Source organism: Corynebacterium sp. ZY180755, assembly GCF_054331495.1.
The window spans coordinates 2,111,826-2,132,921 of record NZ_CM135811.1 but is presented as its reverse complement, the minus strand read 5'-3'; the positions used below and the strand labels follow the sequence as shown (position 1 = coordinate 2,132,921).

Annotated in this window: 15 protein-coding genes, 4 tRNA genes and 3 rRNA genes; 16 read left to right on the top strand and 6 right to left on the bottom strand. The window is 54.3% G+C overall.

Features of this window, described 5'->3' with window-relative positions:
* Positions 1–151 precede the first annotated feature (151 nt).
* Positions 152–340 (top strand): hypothetical protein, encoded by a 189-nt coding sequence (locus ACXM2N_RS09770; RefSeq protein ID WP_458488209.1) that lies wholly within the window; start codon positions 152–154, stop codon positions 338–340.
* Positions 341–1,013: 673 nt separating this feature from the next.
* The gene (locus tag ACXM2N_RS09765; protein WP_458488207.1) at positions 1,014–1,628 is read left to right on the top strand and encodes a TetR/AcrR family transcriptional regulator; all 615 of its coding nucleotides are present in this window, start codon (positions 1,014–1,016) and stop codon (positions 1,626–1,628) included.
* Positions 1,629–2,033: 405 nt separating this feature from the next.
* Here ACXM2N_RS09765 and ACXM2N_RS09760 read toward each other — a convergent pair whose 3' ends face one another.
* Positions 2,034–2,414, bottom strand: a complete 381-nt coding sequence (locus ACXM2N_RS09760) for a phage holin family protein (RefSeq protein ID WP_458488205.1) — start codon at positions 2,412–2,414, stop codon at positions 2,034–2,036.
* A gap of 109 nt (positions 2,415–2,523) precedes the next feature.
* Between ACXM2N_RS09760 and ACXM2N_RS09755 the strand changes: the two genes are divergently transcribed.
* The 6 genes from ACXM2N_RS09755 (at position 2,524) to ACXM2N_RS09730 (ending at position 4,090) form a co-directional block, all read left to right on the top strand.
* Positions 2,524–2,596 (top strand) — tRNA-Glu (locus ACXM2N_RS09755).
* A gap of 32 nt (positions 2,597–2,628) precedes the next feature.
* Positions 2,629–2,702: transfer RNA gene (locus ACXM2N_RS09750), tRNA-Asp, on the top strand.
* Between the two features lie 194 nt (positions 2,703–2,896).
* Positions 2,897–2,970: transfer RNA gene (locus ACXM2N_RS09745), tRNA-Asp, on the top strand.
* A gap of 21 nt (positions 2,971–2,991) precedes the next feature.
* Positions 2,992–3,067 (top strand) — tRNA-Phe (locus ACXM2N_RS09740).
* Positions 3,068–3,168: 101 nt separating this feature from the next.
* Positions 3,169–3,798, top strand: coding sequence for a GNAT family N-acetyltransferase (locus ACXM2N_RS09735; RefSeq protein ID WP_458488203.1), 630 nt, complete (start codon positions 3,169–3,171; stop codon positions 3,796–3,798).
* A gap of 4 nt (positions 3,799–3,802) precedes the next feature.
* Positions 3,803–4,090, top strand: coding sequence for a GNAT family N-acetyltransferase (locus ACXM2N_RS09730; RefSeq protein ID WP_458488201.1), 288 nt, complete (start codon positions 3,803–3,805; stop codon positions 4,088–4,090).
* A 38-nt stretch (positions 4,091–4,128) separates the two neighbouring features.
* On the opposite strand, the gene epsC is transcribed toward ACXM2N_RS09730, so the two are convergent.
* Complete coding sequence (gene epsC, locus ACXM2N_RS09725; protein ID WP_458488199.1) at positions 4,129–4,677, bottom strand: serine O-acetyltransferase EpsC; 549 nt, start codon at positions 4,675–4,677, stop codon at positions 4,129–4,131.
* 175 nt (positions 4,678–4,852) lie between these two features.
* Positions 4,853–5,788: a cysteine synthase A gene (gene cysK, locus ACXM2N_RS09720; protein ID WP_458488197.1), complete on the bottom strand. Its 936-nt coding sequence runs from the start codon at positions 5,786–5,788 to the stop codon at positions 4,853–4,855.
* A 734-nt stretch (positions 5,789–6,522) separates the two neighbouring features.
* Here cysK and ramA point away from each other — a divergent pair.
* Positions 6,523–7,365 (top strand): acetate metabolism transcriptional regulator RamA, encoded by an 843-nt coding sequence (ramA, locus tag ACXM2N_RS09715; RefSeq protein WP_458491126.1) that lies wholly within the window; start codon positions 6,523–6,525, stop codon positions 7,363–7,365.
* 66 nt (positions 7,366–7,431) lie between these two features.
* On the opposite strand, the gene ACXM2N_RS09710 is transcribed toward ramA, so the two are convergent.
* Positions 7,432–8,004: a cob(I)yrinic acid a,c-diamide adenosyltransferase gene (locus tag ACXM2N_RS09710; RefSeq protein ID WP_458488195.1), complete on the bottom strand. Its 573-nt coding sequence runs from the start codon at positions 8,002–8,004 to the stop codon at positions 7,432–7,434.
* A gap of 43 nt (positions 8,005–8,047) precedes the next feature.
* Between ACXM2N_RS09710 and murA the strand changes: the two genes are divergently transcribed.
* The 7 genes from murA (at position 8,048) to ACXM2N_RS09675 (ending at position 20,227) form a co-directional block, all read left to right on the top strand.
* Positions 8,048–9,319, top strand: a complete 1,272-nt coding sequence (murA, locus tag ACXM2N_RS09705) for a UDP-N-acetylglucosamine 1-carboxyvinyltransferase (protein WP_458488193.1) — start codon at positions 8,048–8,050, stop codon at positions 9,317–9,319.
* Between the two features lie 576 nt (positions 9,320–9,895).
* Positions 9,896–11,422 (top strand): 16S ribosomal RNA (locus tag ACXM2N_RS09700).
* Between the two features lie 451 nt (positions 11,423–11,873).
* Positions 11,874–14,959 (top strand): 23S ribosomal RNA (locus ACXM2N_RS09695).
* A 121-nt stretch (positions 14,960–15,080) separates the two neighbouring features.
* Positions 15,081–15,197: ribosomal RNA gene (gene rrf / locus ACXM2N_RS09690) — 5S ribosomal RNA — on the top strand.
* Together the 16S, 23S and 5S rRNA genes form the textbook arrangement of a ribosomal RNA operon.
* 127 nt (positions 15,198–15,324) lie before the next feature.
* Positions 15,325–16,071, top strand: coding sequence for an ABC transporter ATP-binding protein (locus ACXM2N_RS09685; protein ID WP_458488191.1), 747 nt, complete (start codon positions 15,325–15,327; stop codon positions 16,069–16,071).
* Positions 16,072–16,076: 5 nt separating this feature from the next.
* Positions 16,077–18,590, top strand: coding sequence for an ABC transporter permease (locus ACXM2N_RS09680; protein ID WP_458488189.1), 2,514 nt, complete (start codon positions 16,077–16,079; stop codon positions 18,588–18,590).
* A gap of 299 nt (positions 18,591–18,889) precedes the next feature.
* Positions 18,890–20,227, top strand: a complete 1,338-nt coding sequence (locus tag ACXM2N_RS09675) for a sodium/glutamate symporter (protein ID WP_458491124.1) — start codon at positions 18,890–18,892, stop codon at positions 20,225–20,227.
* Between the two features lie 195 nt (positions 20,228–20,422).
* Here the strand turns inward: ACXM2N_RS09675 and ACXM2N_RS09670 are convergent, their stop codons facing one another.
* Together ACXM2N_RS09670 and ACXM2N_RS09665 are read right to left on the bottom strand one after the other, a co-directional pair.
* Positions 20,423–20,761, bottom strand: a complete 339-nt coding sequence (locus ACXM2N_RS09670; RefSeq protein WP_458488187.1) for a FluC/FEX family fluoride channel — start codon at positions 20,759–20,761, stop codon at positions 20,423–20,425.
* Positions 20,749–21,033 (bottom strand): fluoride efflux transporter family protein, encoded by a 285-nt coding sequence (locus ACXM2N_RS09665; RefSeq protein WP_458488185.1) that lies wholly within the window; start codon positions 21,031–21,033, stop codon positions 20,749–20,751. The genes ACXM2N_RS09670 and ACXM2N_RS09665 overlap by 13 nt, the downstream gene beginning before the upstream one ends.
* Positions 21,034–21,096 lie beyond the last annotated feature (63 nt).

Genomic DNA, 21,096 nt, shown 5'->3' with positions numbered 1-21,096 from the left:
TTAGGGATTTAAGTAAATTTTCAAAGCTTAAATTGGGGATTGACGTGAATGAGCTGCGTGGCAAAATTACAGGTGTGACGCCCTAACAGGTGTCAGCAAACTGAAGTCTTGTCAGCAGCAAGCTGGCACCCCGTCCATAGGAGGAAAAAACATGGATATCGCTCTACTCTCCACCGCACTTAACGGCCTGTCTTCCGTAATTAACACCGTCTCCGACCTGTTCCAGGGCGAGTCAACCATCTTCCAGACCCTGGGTGACCTCTTCACCGGTGGCTCTTCTGTTGCTGAGCTCGGCGGCTCTTCCGCAGCTGAGACCGAGGGCGCTGTAGAGGCGCTGTAGAGGCTACCGCTGCCGGTGCTGAGACCTCCGCAGTTAAGGAGTTCCAGTTCGACACTGCTTCTTCCTTCGGTTCCTCTAACGTTTCCGAGGCTGCTTAATTACGAAAGTCTGTCTCAATAGATAGTTACTTTGTAGGTGACTATTGAAAAGGCGCTCTTAGCTTAAAGAGCAAAATGCGCGTCCCGCACGAAGTTTCGTGGGGGACGCGCATTTTGTGTGTTTGCCCCAGATTTCTTTGCTTTACCAATTTCTGTCGTTGTGCAATTTGGCCGTGGCGGCTGGCTAAGTTGAAATGGGCACTGTATTGCTGTTCGTGCTGTTTCAGCTAGATCAGGAGGGCGCGCTTTCGTGAGCCTTGCTGCAGGCAGTCGAGGGGAGAGGGGGCCGGGGTCTCTTGGTCGGGGTCAAGGCAATATTTTGTATTCCTACTCCTAGTTGATAGCTGGAGAGCTTCGCTCATTTTCGGTTTCCTATAGATCTGCAAGTTGTCGCGCGAGGGAACGGAGTGAAAGTTGCGGGTCCTGAATGTTTATTCCGGAAAAACTAGTTCAATGGGCTGTACGGACCCTAGTAACGAAAAATATTAGCGCGCAATATATTGACTATAAGTAGAAAAAAATTTACCTCTACCGACTAGGCTGGAGGTGGATTTAATAAAAACAGGGGGGTGACCATGAAACCTTTGCGTGCGGATGCAGCTAGACGTCGTGCCAGGATCATTGAAACTGCGAGCATGCTGTTTGTCACGCAAGGTGAAAGGGTAAGGCTGGAGCAGGTTGCAGCAAAGGCGAACGTGGGTATCGCCACCCTGTATCGCAATTTCCCAACACGCAAGGACCTCGTCGAAGCGGTAGTTGTGCATCTGTGCGATGAAGTTGTGGCTCTTGAGACTGAGGCTATGCAATTGTTGGCTGACGGCCACAGCGCGCCCGCGGACATCCTGCTCGGGTTGGTTGAGCGTGTTATTCCTGTAGGAATTAACGTTCTTGTGCCGGCGCTTCTGGAGCCTGGGGAGGAGAAATTGTCTCCTTTGCTGTTGGAGAAGAAGCAGGAGCTAGACGCTGCCAATTCCGCCATCATCGCTGCGGCCCGCGCTAACGGCTTCATTCATGCGAGCGTGGAAGATGAGTGGATTATTTCCGGATTGATTCAGCTCTATCAGCCTACGTCTTTCAATATTTTCGGCAATCCGGGAACCCAATATGATCCTCGACCTCTCATCGCGGTCTTCTTGGAAGGCTGTGTGAGGGGTGTGCTGGGGTCTATCTGGTACGGCCAAAACGCATAGCGGGATAACGACTTCAAGGGGGTGGCGCTTATGAGCTGCTCCCTTTTTTGTGGATTTCTCAGCTGCTGGAGCCTCTGGAGCAATCTAGTTTCATTGGCACTAAACCCCGCGAAGCGTTATCTACCCATCTCTTTTTTGAAGTGTTATTCGAGCGACGTGGGTCTTAGATGTAGGCAATTCAAGACCTCGAAATTACTTACATGGGCTGATATGCCGATTGTTTGCGGTGCTTAACTGACAAGATCCTTTTCTGTCCCAGGTTCGCATGTTGAGGACGCAGAGCGGGGTTGGAAAAGCATGGTCTAACTTGTCTAGTTAAGAGGCGAGAGGCGTTCAGCCGCACTAGTGGGCAAGCGATAAGTGTAATCACGCTTAGAAGTGAAGCGGTGTTTAGCGTTGCGCGGCTTAGCGAAAGGCGCGGACCGTGGTGATGATCCACATTGCAATGGCCATGATGGCGGCACCAGCTATCAGTGAGTACCAGTCAGAGATGTAAAGCCCAAGCCCTAGCTCTGTGGAGATTCGGTGCGTTATCCATAGCAGTGCGGAATTTACCAACAATCGTGATAGTGCGTGGGAGATGAACTTCAGTGGTGTTCCTGCCATGCGCAGAATTGGTCCAACTACCTTGTTTGCAGCAACGAATACGAGGGCGATAATCAGGAATCCCGTTCCCTCTTCCTGGTTAGGGGAGTGGATGGAAATGCCAGGGACCACCTCGGTCACTGCGTAAAGCGCCAAGGCTGTAGTAACCACTGAAACCGCGATGCCGATGAGCCGGAACATGTGCCTCCTTAAAGCGTAAATAGAGGTACATTTTTACACTCTGAACTGTGGTTTTGTTAATTGCTGCGGATCATGTATAGTTTCTCACAGCGCAGGAACACCTGCACTAGCTCCCATCGTCTAGGGGCCTAGGACACTGCCCTTTCACGGCAGCGACACGGGTTCGAATCCCGTTGGGAGTACTCAATCACTTGTGTGATTGGCAATTAAATAAGGCCCTGTGGCGCAGTTGGTTAGCGCGCCGCCCTGTCACGGCGGAGGTCGCGGGTTCAAGTCCCGTCAGGGTCGCAAACAACGGCATCTACTTTAAGTAGGTGCCGTTTTTGCTTTACCTAGGATCTGGGTACACGGTGTCAACGAGGCTTATTTCCAGGTGGAAAAGCTTGAAAAACATGTGTCTGCCTGCCGATTTGTGCAGATAATAGAGTACTGTGTAGAGTCTAAACACGTTGCAGAGAACAACTGCACTGAAAAATAAAAATGGCCCTGTGGCGCAGTTGGTTAGCGCGCCGCCCTGTCACGGCGGAGGTCGCGGGTTCAAGTCCCGTCAGGGTCGCTCGATCACATTGTGGTCAGTGGCGCGGTAGCTCAGTTGGTAGAGCGTCCGCCTGAAAAGTGGAAGGTCACCAGTTCGATCCTGGTCCGTGCCACCACGAAGCCCCGGTTTCTTTGAAAAAAGGAGCCGGGGTTTTTCATTTTCTGGCACAATGGGGCAGGCAAGCCACAAGCAAGAAGGATGTGTTACCACAGCACAATGAATGACAAGTTCACCATTAGAGCCGCAACCAATGACGACGTACCCGCTGTAGCGCTGGTGCTCGCAGAAGCATTCAAAAACGATGCTTCATTTCTGCGAAAGTCAGACAAAGTCAAAGAGAACCCGATCGACATCTTGACTCAGCTGTTTACGTCCCAGCTGGAACAGCACTACATGCCTGAGGGAGTGGTGGACGTAGTTACAGATGGCGCCACTGGTCGAGTTGTGGCTTGCGCGCTGTGGGAGCCACCGGAGGCTTCTAAGTCTCTTTTGACTCAGACCAAGTTGGTGGCGGAGAGCGCTCGGCTCTTTGGCGCTGATGTGGTTTCTAACGTGGTGCGCCAAGTGCGCAATGCGAAGTATCACCCGCAGTTCCCACACTGGTATCTCTACACCATTGCGGCTCTACCGGAGACCCAGGGCGAAGGAATCGGTTCTGCATTGCTTTCTCACGGCTTCGAACGCGTGGGGGATACCCCGATCTTCCTCGAGGCGTCTTCGGCTCGTTCTGCGGCCCTGTACCACTCCATGGGCTTTGTACCGCTGGGCTACATTCCAGACAATGATGACATGGAATCCGAACTAGCTATGTGGCGCCCAGGCCCACTACCAACAGAAGGGAATTAGGAAAATGAGCAACGAGGTAAAGAACAACGAAAGCAAGCAGCGCTACGAGATCTTTGTAGACGGTGAGCTCGCCGGCTTCGCGGCGTACGAGCAGGACGCTGAGGCCAAGGTTCGCGACTTCAACCACACCGTTATCGACGAGAAGTTCCGCGGTCAGGGCCTGTCCAAGCCGCTGATTCAGCAGGCGCTGGATGATACCCGCAACTTCGGTTACCTCATCATTCCTACGTGCTCCGCGGTGAAGGGGTTCATTGAGAAAAACCCTGAATACCAGGACGCTGTCAAGGCATAAGAAAGAAGCCGAGGCCACGTGGCCTCGGCTTTAACTTTTTAAATGTAGTAGTCCGGATCAACCAGCTTGATCTTTTCTTCCGGCTTACGCGGACGGTTTGTTGCTGGAATGCCCGTTGCGATGTGGCACTCAGGAACGTCTTTGGTCACCACGGCGTTGGCGCCCACTGCGGAACCCTTGCCCACGGTAATAGGGCCGAGCACCTTGGCTCCAGCGCCGATGGTGACGTTGTCCTCAAGGGTGGGGTGACGCTTGGTCTGTGTTAGTACCTGGCCACCCAGCGTCACGCCGTGGTAGAGCATGCAGCCGTCGCCGATCTCGGCGGTCTCACCGATGACGACGCCCATGCCGTGGTCGATGAAGAAACGTCGGCCGATGGTGGCGCCGGGGTGAATCTCAATGCCGGTGAGGAAACGAGTGGCTTGGCTCAGGATACGGGCTGGGCCACGGAAGCCACGGGTCCACAGCCAATGTGAGACGCGGTGAGACCAAATAGCATGAAGACCCGAATAAACAATGGCGTTCTCCACGTCACCGCGGGCAGCTGGATCGTGTTCGCGGGCGTTTTTTAGGTCTTCACGGACCATCCGAATAATGCTGAACATCAAGATCTTTCGTTCTGGTGGTTCAAATACTTACTGACAACGTACTCGTTTATACCTACATTGCGCGTTTTCAACCACGGGGAAATGAATTAAATTGGCTAGCCGTGCAAAGAGCCCGGCAAGGATGTACCTTGCCGGGCTGAACGCTCGTGGGCGATTAATCGCGAATGTCTGCGTACAGATCGGTGGAGACGTAGCGCTCACCGAAGTCTGGGATAACGGTAACGATGGTCTTGCCCTCGAACTCTGGGCGAGCAGCCAGCTCGAGTGCAGCAGCTACGTTAGCGCCAGCGGAGATGCCGCCGAGGATGCCTTCTGCCTCAGCGAGCTTGCGAGAGGTCTCGATAGCCTTCTCGTTGCTGACCTGGAGGACTTCGTCGTAGATCTTCTGGTTAAGAACCTCAGGGATGAAGTTTGCGCCCAAGCCCTGGATCTTGTGTGGGCCAGCCTTGCCGGTGTTCAGCAGTGCGGAAGCTGCTGGCTCAACAGCGAAGACGTGAACGTCTTCCTTGTACTTCTTCAGGGTCTCGCCAACACCGGTGACGGTGCCGCCGGTGCCAACACCGGCAACGAAGACGTCGACGTCGCCGTCGGTGTCAGCCCAGATTTCTTCGCCGGTGGTCTGGCGGTGAATCTCAGGGTTTGCGCCGTTTGCGAACTGGCGAGCCATGATGGAGCCCTCACGCTCAGCGAGGATCTCGTTTGCCTTGTCTACTGCACCCTGCATGCCTGCGGAGCCTGGGGTCAGTACGATTTCAGCGCCGTAAGCGCGCAGCAGGACACGGCGCTCAGCGGACATGGTCTCTGGCATGGTCAGAACGACGTGGTAGCCACGTGCTGCGCCAACCAGCGCGAGGGCAATACCGGTGTTGCCGGAGGTTGCCTCAACGATGGTGCCGCCTGGCTTCAGTTCGCCGGATGCCTCGGCTGCGTCGATGATTGCCTTACCAATGCGGTCCTTGACGGAGTTAGCAGGGTTGTAGAACTCCAGCTTTGCTAACACGGTAGCGCCGAGGCCCTCGGTAATACGGTTCAGCTTTACCAATGGGGTGTTGCCAATGGTGTCAAGGATGTTGTCATAGACCTTTGCCATGAGAAGAAAAGCTCCTAGAAATAGATGATTTTTATCTGCACCTCGTGGTGCCATGTCGACCACTGTACATCGCTTGCACGAAAAAAGCTAGACAGCTTGGTCTTTTATAACAGAACAAGTGGTCTATATCTCTTGGGTGTGTCCATGGTGATGGACTTTACTGACCTGCTGTGCGCTTGCATTTTGTGTCTGCCGCGAAGGTGGAACGGGTCAGCTTGGTTCCTTAGGTGAATGAAGAAGTGGCGAGCTTGGCGTGAGAATTCGAGTTAGCTGTGTGAAAAATATTCAAAACTGCTGAGTAATTCCTTTTTGTTTCTAACCATTAATCAGTCCTAAATATTAGCTGAGCTACATCTATAATTTCGTGGCCCGAGGGGCAACGGAGGCTGTCTGCGTAGATAGATGGCGCGCAATCTGTTTTTGCTGTTCGTGGTGGGCGGCTACCTTGCCATCCGTAATATTGTGTTGATAAACAGCATGTTTGCTAGTGGTTATTACCTCCAAAAGGGCGCGTTCGCACGGGGGTAGTCGGGAACTTTTTTGAGGGGTGGGGGAGTTCGGGGCGGTGACTGACTTCAGACCTCCACCCCCGACGCAATCCATTCGGAACTAAAACCAAAACGGCGGAGGGTGGAAATGTGCTTTTGCATACCCCCGCGTTGTGGCTATACTTCCGGCAGAAGTTTGAATCACCCACAAATTAGGTGACTTTCTATCCCGCAGGAGGTATGTCCGTGGAGGCACAGCGCGTCAAGGAAGATGAGGATGCAATCCGCTCTGCATTGGCATCACTGAAGACGGCTACTGGTATCCCGGTAACCATGTACGCGAGCGTACAGCCAGATAATCGACTCCAGATCACTCAGTGGGTTGGACTTCGCACTCCAGCTCTCCAGAACTTGATTATTGAGGCTGGCGTTGGTGTCGGTGGACGCGTTCTTGCCACCCGCCGCCCAGTGGGCGTGAGCGACTACACCCGCGCTAATGTGATTTCCCACGAGATGGACTCTGTCATTCAAGACGAAGGCATGCACTCCATTGTGGCTGTGCCTGTCATTGTTACCCGTGAGGTTCGCGGCGTTCTGTACGTTGGCGTTCACTCCCCAGTGCGTTTGGGCGACAAGGTCATTGAAGAAGTCACCATGACGGCCCGCACCCTTGAGCAGGACTTGGCCGTCAATGCAGCGGCGCGCCGCACCGATGGCGTTCGCGCCGGCGCGAATAAGCAGGGCCGTCTGATGAACGGCGCCGAGTGGGAGCAGATTCGCTCCACCCACTCCAAGCTGCGCATGTTGGCTAACCGCATCGAGCAGGAAGATATTCGCACCGAGCTTGAAGAGCTGTGTGACCAAATGGTTGCGCCGGTTCGCGTCAAGCAGACCACCAAGCTCTCCGCTCGTGAGCTGGATGTTCTTTCCTGCGTGGCGCTGGGTCACACCAACGTCGAGGCCGCTGAGGAGATGGGCATCGGCGCAGAGACAGTGAAGAGCTACCTCCGCTCTGTCATGCGCAAGCTGGGTGCTCATACCCGTTACGAAGCAGTAAACGCAGCACGCCGCATCGGCGCACTGCCGTGATCTAGTAAAAACAAGAATAAAAGGCGGGAGGGCTTTGGCCCTCCCGCCTTTTTAGGATCCTACGGACTAGCGCTCGCCGCCTGGCACCCACTTGATGTCGTCGGAGTTGTTCGCTACGCGACCCAAGATAAACAGCAGGTCAGAAAGCCTATTCAAATACTTCGCCGGAAGCACAGAAGTGGTGTCTGGAACGGCTTCTACCGCAGCCCACGCCGCGCGCTCGGCGCGGCGGCAAATGGTGCGGGAAACGTGAAGCAACGCTGCGGCTGGAGTGCCGCCTGGCAGGATAAAGGAGTCCAGTTTCTCGAGCTTCTCGTTGTAGGCGTCGCAGTCCTGCTCCAAGCGATCGATGTACTCCTGCGTGATGCGCAGTGGCTCGTATCCCAAGTCTGGATTGTCAGGTGTGGCTAGATCGGCGCCCGCGTCGAAGAGTTCATTTTGGACCCTGCGAAGAGTGGCAACGATCTCCTCCGACGGGTTACCCATCGCGAGCACCACGCCAATGGAAGCATTGAGCTCATCGCAATCCGCGTACGCCTGCAAACGTGGATCGTTCTTTGGAACGCGGGAAAAATCACTGAGGGCAGTAGTGCCATCATCGCCGGTGCGGGTATAAATCTTGGTCAAATGTACAGCCATAGCCATAACGGTAGTCCACAAAAATTCGGTACGCTTTGTAACCGTGAAAGATTATTTCCTTGTAACAGGTGGCGCATCCCTCAACGGTTCTGTGAAGGTAGCCGGAGCGAAGAACTCCGTGCTCAAACTCATGGCCGCAGCATTGTTGGCGGAGGGTACTACCACTCTCAAGAACTGCCCGAAAATTCTGGACGTCTCCTACATGAAGGACGTTCTAGAAGGCCTTGGCTGCACAGTAGAGATGGACGATGACGGCGACACAGTCCACATCACCACTCCCGCCACGCTATCTTCCGACGCTGACTTTGATGCGGTCCGACAATTCCGCGCCTCCGTCTGCGTGCTTGGACCTCTCACCGCGCGCTGTGGCCGCGCGGTGGTCGCGCTACCTGGCGGTGACGCGATCGGCAACCGCCCGCTAGACATGCATCAGTCCGGCCTGGAAAAGCTGGGGGCATCCACCCACATCCTGCACGGCTGCGTCGTGGCTGAGGCCGAAACTCTCCGCGGCGCGGAGATTGATCTCGATTTTCCATCAGTGGGCGCGACCGAAAACATCCTCACCGCGGCAGTGCTTGCCGACGGCCGCACCGTTCTCGAAAACGCCGCGCGCGAGCCGGAGATCGTTGACCTGTGCCTCATGCTTAAAGAGATGGGTGCAAAGATTGAGGGCGAAGGTACCTCCACCATCATCATTGATGGCGTGGACAAGCTCCAGCCGACCGTTCACGAAGTAGTAGGTGACCGCATCGTCGCCGGCACATGGGCGTACGCCGCTGCCATGACTCAGGGTGACATTACTGTTGGCGGTATCTCCCCGAAGCACCTTCACCTCCCACTGGAAAAACTGAAAGTTGCCGGCGCGGAAATCGAAACCTACTCCACGGGATTCCGTGTCCGCATGAACAAGCGACCAACCGCAACCGACTACCAGACCCTTCCTTTCCCAGGCTTCCCAACTGACTTGCAACCGATGGCTGTTGGTATCGCCTCCATTGCGGATGGAACGTCGGTTATTACAGAGAACATCTTCGAGGCACGTTTCCGCTTCGTTGATGAGATGGTCCGCCTCGGTGCCGATGCCACCGTTGATGGTCACCATGTAGTACTGCGCGGAGTAGAACACCTTTCCTCTACTCCGGTCTGGTCCTCCGATATTCGTGCCGGCGCCGGACTGGTGTTGGCTGCACTCTGTGCCGAAGAAGGTGAAGTGACTGAAGTCTACGACGTCTTCCATATTGATCGCGGTTATCCGCAGTTTGTAGAACAGCTGCAATCGCTCGGCGCCACCATTGAGCGCAGGAGTGAATCCTAGGCACCTAGAGCCAAGAACCTAAAGGCCGCTTACTAAGCGGCCTTTAGTTGTTTGTAAAAACGTAGTTCTAGCAGGGAATTTGTGTAAATCTGTGGATGTGTGTAACTTATAGCGAGTCGCCGGGACAGCCGCTGGTTGGTTTGGTTGACAGAATGGATTTACTTCCTTGAGTTGACATGGTTCGCTCGTGGGTGTAAGTTTGAAATTCGCTGCTTGAGGCGCCCAGTTGGGTGCTGGGTGGTGATGTGTTGTTTGAGAACTCAATAGTGTGCCAATGTACTTTTTATTTTGTTTTGTTGGCTTTGTGGGGCTTGTTGTTTGGTGTGGCCGGCAAGGGTTGTTGTTTTTTCGCCCTTGTTAATCATGTTGAATTAACGTTAGATGTTCCCGCTTAGTTGTGACGAAGCGTGCAAGAGCAGTTTTTCCTCGTCGGATTGTGTTCTTGTTTTTTCATCTATTATTTTTTGGACAATCATTTGTGAACAATTTTTTGTTGTTTGTGCTGGTTGTTTGTTTTTTTGCCAGTTTTGGTTGGGCTTTTCACGAAGCCTGATAAGGAAATTGTTTTTCTTATTTTTTGTGGAGAGTTTGATCCTGGCTCAGGACGAACGCTGGCGGCGTGCTTAACACATGCAAGTCGAACGGAAAGGCCCAAGCTTGCTTGGGTACTCGAGTGGCGAACGGGTGAGTAACACGTGGGTGATCTGCCCCTAACTTCGGGATAAGCTTGGGAAACTGGGTCTAATACCGGATAGGACCGTGATTTAGTGTTCATGGTGGAAAGTTTTTTCGGTTAGGGATGAGCCCGCGGCCTATCAGCTTGTTGGTGGGGTAATGGCCTACCAAGGCGTCGACGGGTAGCCGGCCTGAGAGGGTGATCGGCCACATTGGGACTGAGATACGGCCCAGACTCCTACGGGAGGCAGCAGTGGGGAATATTGCACAATGGGCGCAAGCCTGATGCAGCGACGCCGCGTGAGGGATGACGGCCTTCGGGTTGTAAACCTCTTTCGACAGGGACGAAGCGTTATGTGACGGTACCTGTATAAGAAGCACCGGCTAACTACGTGCCAGCAGCCGCGGTAATACGTAGGGTGCGAGCGTTGTCCGGATTTACTGGGCGTAAAGAGCTCGTAGGTGGTTTGTCGCGTCGTCTGTGAAATCCCGGGGCTTAACTTCGGGCGTGCAGGCGATACGGGCATAACTTGAGTGCTGTAGGGGAGACTGGAATTCCTGGTGTAGCGGTGGAATGCGCAGATATCAGGAGGAACACCGATGGCGAAGGCAGGTCTCTGGGCAGTAACTGACGCTGAGGAGCGAAAGCATGGGGAGCGAACAGGATTAGATACCCTGGTAGTCCATGCCGTAAACGGTGGGCGCTAGGTGTAGGGGTCTTCCACGACTTCTGTGCCGTAGCTAACGCATTAAGCGCCCCGCCTGGGGAGTACGGCCGCAAGGCTAAAACTCAAAGGAATTGACGGGGGCCCGCACAAGCGGCGGAGCATGTGGATTAATTCGATGCAACGCGAAGAACCTTACCTGGGCTTGACATACACCGGACGGGTGCAGAGATGTATCTTCCCTTTGTGGCTGGTGTACAGGTGGTGCATGGTTGTCGTCAGCTCGTGTCGTGAGATGTTGGGTTAAGTCCCGCAACGAGCGCAACCCTTGTCTTATGTTGCCAGCGCGTTATGGCGGGGACTCATGAGAGACTGCCGGGGTTAACTCGGAGGAAGGTGGGGATGACGTCAAATCATCATGCCCCTTATGTCCAGGGCTTCACACATGCTACAATGGTCGGTACAACGCGCTGCGAGCCTGTGAGGGTGAGCGAATCGCTGAAAGCCGGCCTCAGTTCGGATTGGGGTCTGCAACTCGACCCCATGAAGTCGGAGTCGCTAGTAATCGCAGATCAGCAACGCTGCGGTGAATACGTTCCCGGGCCTTGTACACACCGCCCGTCACGTCATGAAAGTTGGTAACACCCGAAGCCCATGGCCTAACCACATTTTGTGGAGGGAGTGGTCGAAGGTGGGATTGGCGATTGGGACGAAGTCGTAACAAGGTAGCCGTACCGGAAGGTGCGGCTGGATCACCTCCTTTCTAAGGAGCATTATTATTTTCAAGTCCGCATGGTGGTTACCGTGCGGCACATATTTTATCCGGGTGGAGCACACCCAAAGGTGTCATGACTGGGAAACACTGATTGTTTCCGGTGGTGCCTGGTTCAGTTAAGTCTTTTAAAGTCAACGTTATAAAAAGACAAAATAAGTTTGAAGTGGTTGGCATGCTGTTGGGTGTCTGGGGCAACATTGTTTGTTCCTGTGGCCAACGATAATAAGTATCGGCACGGTTTGTGTTGGTGGTTGTTGTGGTTGGTGTGTTGTGTGAGAACTGTATAGTGGACGCGTATTTTTTGCATTTTCATCGTGGTCAAAAATTGTGTTTTTTGATTGTGATGTGTGTGAATATGTTTTTTCTTCATTTTTTTGAGTGAAAAGATTCTATTCTTTTTTGTTCTTAGTGTTTTTTGTTTGTGAGTATCTGTTTGTTGTGTTGTTTGGTTAAGGGCACACGGTGGATGCCTTGGCATGCTGAGCCGATGAAGGACGTGTAAGGCTGCGTTAAGCCTCGGGGAGTTGCCAATAGAGCGTTGATCCGAGGATGTCCGAATGGGGAAACCTGGCCGTGGTTATGTGCGGTTACCCTTCAGTGAATTCATAGCTGTTGTGGGGGTTACGCGGGGAAGTGAAACATCTCAGTACCCGTAGGAGAAGAAAACAATTGTGATTCTGCTAGTAGTGGCGAACGAACGTGGATGAGGCTAAACCATGTGCGTGTGATACCTGGTAGGGGTTGCGTGTGTGGTGTTGTGGGGCATGATCGTCAGTGGGCTACCGACTGCTGGAAAATTGCTTGTTGTGTTAACGGAAGTGGCTTGGAATGGTCTACCGTAGTGGGTGAGAGTCCCGTACGTGAAAGCATGATGGTGTTTTTTGATTGTGTTCCCGAGTAGCAGCGGGCTCGTGGAATCTGCTGTGAATCTGCCGGGACCACCCGGTAAGCCTAAATACTCAGTGTGACCGATAGCGGATGAGTACCGTGAGGGAATGGTGAAAAGTACCCCGGGAGGGGAGTGAAATAGTACCTGAAACCGTGTGCTTACAATCCGTCAGAGCCTCCACTTGTGGGGTGATGGCGTGCCTTTTGAAGAATGAGCCTGCGAGTCAGCGGCATGTCGCGAGGTTAACCCGGGTGGGGTAGCCGTAGCGAAAGCGAATCCTAATGAGGGTGTGTGAGTGGCATGTTCTGGACCCGAAGCGGGGTGATCTACCCATGGCCAGTGTGAAGCAGCAGTAAGATGCTGTGGAGGCGCGAACCCACTTAGGTTGAAAACTGAGGGGATGAGCTGTGGGTAGGGGTGAAAGGCCAATCAAACTCCGTGATAGCTGGTTCTCCCCGAAATGCATTTAGGTGCAGCGTTGTATGTTTCTTGCCGGAGGTAGAGCTACTGGTTGGTTGAGCGGGACCACAATCTTAGCAATGTCAGCCAAACTCCGAATGCCGGTCAAAGTGAGAGTACAGCAGTGAGACTGCGGGGGATAAGCTCCGTTGGTCGAGAGGGAAACAGCCCAGATCGCCGGTTAAGGCCCCTAAGAGTGTACTAAGTGGAAAAGGATGTGGGATCGCGAAGACAGCCAGGAGGTTGGCTTAGAAGCAGCCACCCTTGAAAGAGTGCGTAATAGCTCACTGGTCGAGTGGTTCTGCGCCGACAATGTAGTGGGGCTCAAGTACACCGCCGAAACCGCGGCAATAACACCCTTGGGTGTTGTTGGGTAGGGGAGCGTCGTGCACGACTGTGAAGCACCAGGGTAACCTGCGGGTGTGGAGTGTGTGCGAGTGAGAATGCAGGCATGAGTAACGAATGATAAGTGAAAAACTTATCCGCCGAATGACTAAGGGTTCCTGGGTTAAGCTAATCTTCCCAGGGTGAGTCGGGACCTAAGGCGAGGCCGACAGGCGTAGTCGATGGACAACCAGTTGATATTCTGGTACCCGTGTGTGCGCGCCCAGTGGTGAATCAATGGTACTAACCACCCACACACCTCCACTGCTTTTCTTTGATTAGTTGTGGTGTGTGTGTGCGTGGGACCTTCGTTGGTAGTAGCCAAGTGATGGGGTGACGCAGTGTGGTAGCCGAGCCACTTATTGGATTGTGGTGTAAGCGTGCAGCCCGTGGCATAGGTAAATCCGTGCCACATGAGGGTGAGGCGTGATGCGTACCCATTGTTGGGGATGTTGGTGATCCTGTACTGCCGAGAAAAGCCTCTAGCGAGTGCACATATGGCCCGTACCCATAACCGACACAGGTGGTCAGGTAGAGAATACTAAGGCGATCGGGTGAACTGTGGTTAAGGAACTCGGCAAAATGCCCCCGTAACTTCGGGAGAAGGGGGACCACTGCTGGTGACAGACTGGTTGAGCTGGTGGTGGTCGCAGAGAATAGAGGGAAGCGACTGTTTATTAAAAACACAGGTCCGTGCGAAAACGTGGAAGTTGATGTATACGGACTGACGCCTGCCCGGTGCTGGAAGGTTAAGAGGACCTGTTAGCAACCCTTGTGGTTGCGAAGCGGAGAATTTAAGCCCCAGTAAACGGCGGTGGTAACTATAACCATCCTAAGGTAGCGAAATTCCTTGTCGGGTAAGTTCCGACCTGCACGAATGGCGTAACGACTTCCCTGCTGTCTCAACCACAGGCCCGGTGAAATTGCAGTACGAGTAAAGATGCTCGTTACGCGCGGCAGGACGAAAAGACCCCGGGACCTTCACTATAGCTTGGTATTGGTGTTTGGTTCGGTTTGTGTAGGATAGGTGGGAGACGTTGATTCATCATCGCTAGGTGATGCGGAGTCGCAAGTTGAAATACCACTCTGATCGAATTGAGCATCTCAACCTTGGCCCATGATCTGGGTTGGGGACAGTGCCTGGTGGGTAGTTTAACTGGGGCGGTTGCCTCCTAAAACGTAACGGAGGCGCCCAAAGGTTCCCTCAGCCTGGTTGGCAATCAGGTGTTGAGTGTAAGTGCACAAGGGAGCTTGACTGTGAGAGCGACAGCTCAAGCAGGTACGAAAGTAGGGACTAGTGATCCGGCACCTACGAGTGGAAGTGGTGTCGCTCAACGGATAAAAGGTACCCCGGGGATAACAGGCTGATCTTCCCCAAGAGTCCATATCGACGGGATGGTTTGGCACCTCGATGTCGGCTCGTCGCATCCTGGGGCTGGAGTAGGTCCCAAGGGTTGGGCTGTTCGCCCATTAAAGCGGCACGCGAGCTGGGTTTAGAACGTCGTGAGACAGTTCGGTCTCTATCCGCCGCGCGCGTTGAAACTTGAAAAAGGCTGTCCCTAGTACGAGAGGACCGGGACGGACGTACCTCTAGTGTGCCAGTTGTCCCGCCAGGGGCATAGCTGGTTGGCTACGTACGGAAGGGATAACCGCTGAAAGCATCTAAGCGGGAAGCCTGTTTTAAGATAAGGTTTCATTTGAGGTACCCCACAGACTATGGGGTTGATAGGCCAGACCTGGAAGCACCGCAAGGTGTGAAGGCGACTGGTACTAATTTACCAACAAACAACCAACAACAAACCCACAACATTCTACGAACAAAAACAGTAATAGACTACGCGTCCACTATGCAGTATCTGACACAACACAACACACCCCACCAAGGCGGTTGTGTCCACACTCAGTAATAGATGTGTCGGTGGTTATAGCGTCGGGGCCACGCCCGGTCCCATTCCGAACCCGGAAGCTAAGCCCGACAGCGCTGATGGTACTGCACTCGGGAGGGTGTGGGAGAGTAAGTCACCGCCGACCAAAAACTTAACAACAAACTAAGGCCCTAGAACCTCAAGTTCTAGGGCCTTAGCCGTGTAGCTGGAACTAATTCAGCTTTCAATCGTTCTATGTGTGTAGATAGGAAGAAATAGAAAGAGATTAGTTTATGTCTGCTACTGATTCACGCGGCATTGCTGCGCGTGCAGTGGACCTAGTGAAGACCTATGGCCAGGGCGAAACCCAGGTAAAGGCTCTTGACCACATTAATGTTGAGTTTGCCGCTGAGCAGTTCACCGCGATCATGGGCCCATCAGGTTCCGGTAAGTCGACTTTGATGCACTGTATGGCTGGCCTGGACCAGATCAGCTCAGGCTCCACCTTCATCGGTGATACAGACCTTGGTGTACTCAATGACAAGGAAATGACAAATCTTCGTCGCGACCGGTTGGGTTTCATTTTCCAATCCTTCAACCTCGTTCCCACGTTAACGGCTGAAGAAAACATCACCCTTCCGCTCGACGTAGCCGGCAGGAAAGTTGACAAGGCTTGGTACGAGGAGGTCACCTCGCGTCTTGGCTTGAGTAAGCGTCTTAAGCACCGTCCCGCGGAACTTTCCGGTGGTCAGCAACAACGCGTGGCGTGTGCTCGAGCGCTCGTTGCTCAGCCGGAAATCATCTTCGGCGACGAACCAACGGGCAACCTTGATTCCAACTCCTCCCGCGAGGTCCTGGAGATCCTGCGTACTGCGGTGGATAAGGACAAGCAAACTGTCGTTATCGTGACCCACGATCCTAGAGCTGCTTCCTATGCTGACCGTGTAGTTTTCCTCGCCGACGGCAAGATTGTAGAAGAGCTGTACGAGCCTACTATGGACAAGATTCATGAGGTTATGTCCGGAATTGAGGATATGTAATGACAATGGCTCGGTTGAGCTTGCGTTCCATCGCGGCTCATAAGCTTCGCCTGTTTCTTACCATCCTTGCTGTTGTCCTAGGCACTGCCTTCGTGTCTGGCTCCATGATGTTCACCTCCAGCCTTAACAACGTGTTTGACTCGGCTGTGTCCAATGAACTTGATGGCGTGGATGCCGTTGTGACCTCGGATTCTGGTCCTTTGACATCTGAGCAAATTACGCAGATTACCGATGACCCGAACGTGGATAGAGTGAACATCAACTCCTTCACATCCATCGTGTTGGCTAACCCTGACCGGACGCAGATTGGCGGCAAGTCTGTCTCCGGATCTTTAGTGCCGTGGTATGCGCCGAAAGATGCGGTGAGTGACCCGGTACAGGTAGTGGAGGGCAGCGCACCACGCGGCGTTGAGCAAATTGCCGTGGACAAGGAGCAAGCTGAAAAGAACGGCATCTCCCTAGGCCAGCGTGTTTTGGCTGTCGATCCAGCGGGGCAGCACGAGTTAGAGGTTGTTGGTTTAACAACGGCCGAGTCACGAAACCCGCACGGTGTTTCCGCGTACATGGCCGCTGATGGTTACCAGGAGCTGTACTCCGGCGGCGCCGGCACGCGGACGCTGATGGTCGCAGGCACTAATCCCGATCAGGTAGTGGAGCAACTTAGCAGTGCTTACCCGGATCTAAAGGTGGAGGCCGGTGACGCACTCGCTGAGGAGATCACTGGTCAGATTAAGCAGGCTCTCAGCTTTGTCAACTACTTCCTCATTGCCTTTGGCCTCATTGCCCTGCTGGTAGGTACCTTCATCATCGCTAATACGTTCGCAATGATTGTTGCTCAGCGGATCAAGGAATTCGCCTTGCTGCGCGCACTGGGTGTTTCCCGCACGCAGCTCACCGGTTCCGTGGTTCTTGAGGCCGCTTTTGTGGGTCTCGTTGGTTCAGCTATCGGCGTAGTGGCGGGCTTTGGTCTGGTTCAGGCGCTGCAAGCTATTTTTGCCGCGATGGACATGCCACTAGACAACGCAGGGTTGGGGCTTACTCCTACTAGCATCATCGTGCCAATTATTTTGGGCATGATCGTCACTGTGGTCAGTGCATGGGCTCCTGCCCGCAAGGCTGGCGCGGTGCGTCCGGTGGAGGCGATGCGGTCAACGGAGACCGCTAGTGAATCCTCCCTGAAGGTACGTACCGTTTTAGGTGCTATTGCCATCGTGGCTGGCATCGCCGCAGCTGTAGCTGGCGTGGTGAGCGACTGGGCCACCAAGACTGCTGCCATTAGCGTTGGCGCGGGCGCCTTCCTCGTGATCGTCGGTGTGTTCCTTGCCTCCCCGGCGATTTCCATCCCCGTGGTGGGTGGGATTGGTCGCGCGATCGGCGCGCCGTTTGGTGCTGTAGGAAAGCTCGCAGCAACAAACTCCAAGCGCAATCCGCGCCGCACGGCAACCACGGCTTTCGCCCTGACACTGGGCGTGGCTCTGGTGTCTGTGATCGGCATGCTGTCTTCTACCATGAGCTCATCCATTGAGGATCTTGTAGCCACTGAGGTGAAGTCCGATTACGTCCTTTCCGGACCGCAAAATGGTTCGTTCCCAATCCCGGCTGAAGTTCCAGAAAAGGTAGCCGAAACCCCAGGCGTGGACAACGTGACTACCTTCTCTTACGGCCAAGTCGCAGTCGGTGAGGTTGCGAGCCTGCAGGGGCCGGGTGGGGGATTGACCACCCTCGCCACCGGCAATGCGAGTGACTCCCTGAATATCAAGGACGCCGAAGGCGACTTTGACCTGAACGAGCCGAACAGGCTCGTGGTGAATAAGGACTTTGCCGCGAAGCAGGGCTGGTCCATGGGGCAGACCTTGCCCATCGTCGGCACGCAAGGGGAGCAGGTGGCGAAGGCTAAGATCGTGGGACTGTACGGTGAGAGCCAGCTGATGGGAACCGTCGTATTGTCGGCAGCAACCCTCGAAGGAACCGCCTACGAAGCAGCGCAGAATACCTTTGCCATGCTGGTGGATGGCGAAAGTGAGAACCTGCGAGCTGACCTAGAGAAAACCGTCGCTGATTATCTGGTTGTTCGCGTCCAAACCGCTGAGGAGTTCGCGGGTGAGCAGGTAGCCATGATCAACCAGATGCTCTACATCCTCTACGCACTCCTAGGCTTGAGCGTAATCGTTGCCATCTTGGGCATCATTAACACTCTTGCACTGAATGTGATCGAGCGCCGCCAGGAGATTGGCATGCTCCGCGCAGTGGGTACCGCACGCCGCCAGGTACGCACGATGATCACCGTGGAGAGTGTACAAATCGCTATCTACGGCGCGCTGGTGGGCATAATCGTAGGCGTGGGATTGGGCTGGGCCTTCCTCAAGGTTCTTGCCGGCCAAGGCCTAGATAAGCTGACCATACCGTGGGAGATGCTGGGCCTCATGCTTGTAGCCTCCGCGGTGGTGGGTGTGGTCGCTGCACTGTGGCCTGCTGCTAAGGCATCCCGCACGCCACCACTAGAGGCAATCGCGGACTAACGCGAACCTTGTAACCAAGCCCAGGAAGTCATACTTAAGCAATGACTACCTGGGCTTGTGTGCTTTCCTAGGTTTCACTCACAGGGCTAATTCCGTAACCAGCACACCGTGCGTAATCTTCCACCAAAGCTCACTCCTGAGGTACGTAAAGATCGCATAACGTTTGCAGGATTATTCCGAGCGCTATTGGGCACCAGTATAAAATTATTCGGGTATTTCGGCACAGGCCGAGAGAAAAAGATTGTTGAGAATAAAAGTTAAGGGGTGCTTTCGTGGAATATAGCGTCTTTGATTTGCTCATGGATGTCGGAATGATCTCCATACTGCTGGTGGTAGGCACGTTCATGCGTAGGCACTTCAAGTGGTTCCGAGATCTTTTGATTCCTGCACCAATCACAGCGGGTCTGCTTGGCCTGTTGCTGGGCCCAGAAGTATTGGGAATCATGCCGTTTTCTGATGCGCTCGGAGATTACTCCACGCTACTCATTGCGGTCGTCTTCGCGGCCATGCCGTACTCCATGAGTTTCGCGTCCCGCGACATCTCCAAAGCTAAGAACATGTGGTCCTACTCATCAGGCATGTTCCTGGGGCAGTGGGGACTCTTCGTACTCATCGGTGTCTTGATCTTCGTTCCAGTATTTGGCACCGCGGACTGGTTCGGCATGATTCTTCCTGTCGGATTCGTTGGTGGTTTCGGTACCGCAGCCGCAATCGGTGGTGCGCTGGACTCCATCGGTATTGAAGAAGCAGCATCTCTTGGCTTCACCTCCGCTACGGTGGGCACGTTGGCTGCAATCGTCGGCGGTATCATCTTCGCCAACTGGGGTATCAAGACCGGCCGTACGTCTACGCTGCCGGAAAAGTTGCCATGGGAGCTGCGTTCCGGTGAGATCAGGAAGAAGTCCATGCAGCCATCCATTGGTAATGCAACGACCAATCCGTCCTCCATCGAACCGCTGGCCCTGCACGGTGGATTCATTGCCGTCACTGTGACCATCGCGTACATCATCCAGCAGTTTGTCCAGGATCAGTTCGAGTCCATCTCCATCCCGCTGTTCGCTTTGGCCTTCATAGTGGGCATTGGTGGACGCATCTTCCTCACCGTTATTAAGCGCCCAGAATACCTGGACCAGACGACCGTAAAATCCATCTCCGGTGCCTCAACCGACTTCCTGATCGCCTTCGGTGTGGCATCCATCGTGCCTGCCGCCGTGGCTAGTTACTGGATTCCATTGCTCATCCTCTTCGTCCTCGGCGTGGCGTACTGCACGTTCTTCTTCTTCGTGGTTTCGCCTGCTTTCTTCGGCGAAAAGTGGTTGGAGCGCGGCATCTTCAGCTGGGGCTGGGCAACCGCAGCCGTTGCCACCGGCATTGCCCTCCTCAAGATCGTGGACCCAGAGCTGAAGTCCGGTGCCCTCGACGAATATGGCATCGCCTACGTCGGCTACGCACCAATCGAGATCGCAGTCAACATCTTTGCCCCAATCGCCGTGATCGCCGGCTTTACCCTAGGATTCGGTGCCATCACCATGGTGGCAGCGCTAGTGATCCTCGCCATCCCATTCTTCCTAGGTTGGCTACCAGGCAAAGGCGGACGAGATAGCAAAGGCAAAAAGCAGGCTCCAGCCAGCGCCTAAGCGATGAGGGCAAAAGTCAAGCCCCACAATAACAACCACTGATTGAGCAGTTCCCTAAAGGCCCCGCCTCAAGGCCCCACGGGAACTGCTTCTTTTGTATCCGCAGTTCGCATTAAAGCGCAGGCCACAACCTTCTTCACCTACATTCAGACTGAACAAGCGACGGCGCTGCCTTGGAAGAAAGCCTCAGGAAAGTCACGCAAGCCAGCTTAGGAAACCTGTAGCACACAGACCGGAAAGCAGCGTGATGCCCAAGTAAATGGCGAAGCGCATGTACAGGCGGTCACGCAGCATGTCGCCGAGTTCTTTGGCCAGAGTGGACCATGTGGACAAGGCACCCGCGACACCGACGCCCAAAAAGAACTGCCACAAAGCGGTCAGTTCTGCTTGAGTAACCATTCCAAGGATCCCGCACGCGATAGTATTGGCAGCCAGCGTGCCCACGGGGATGCCTCCCCACTGGGGCGCACGGGCGAGAACGTAGCGGCACATGCCGCCGACCATGCCACCTACAAAGACGATTAGGATGCCCATCTCATGCTCCCCAGCACGTAGGCGGCGATACAGCCGATGATGGTCAACGTTGCTATAAGTAACGCACCGTTACTTATAGCAACTACATAGGCGGAGTAGGACGTGAAACCGCCGAGGAAGCCGGTGCCCCAGAACTTGGGCGGGCGGAAGAAGCCCATGAGGAACGACCCGAGTACGTTGATGCCCAGGATTGCCCAGGGGGAGACGTCGAGAAGCGAACGCAGCACGGCGCCGAGGCCGGCGCCTACTCCCACGGTCAACGCTTCCAACATGGATCACAGTATAAACCCACTTAATTTTGCAGAAGCCGTGCGAGGAAAACGGAAAGGGAGGAC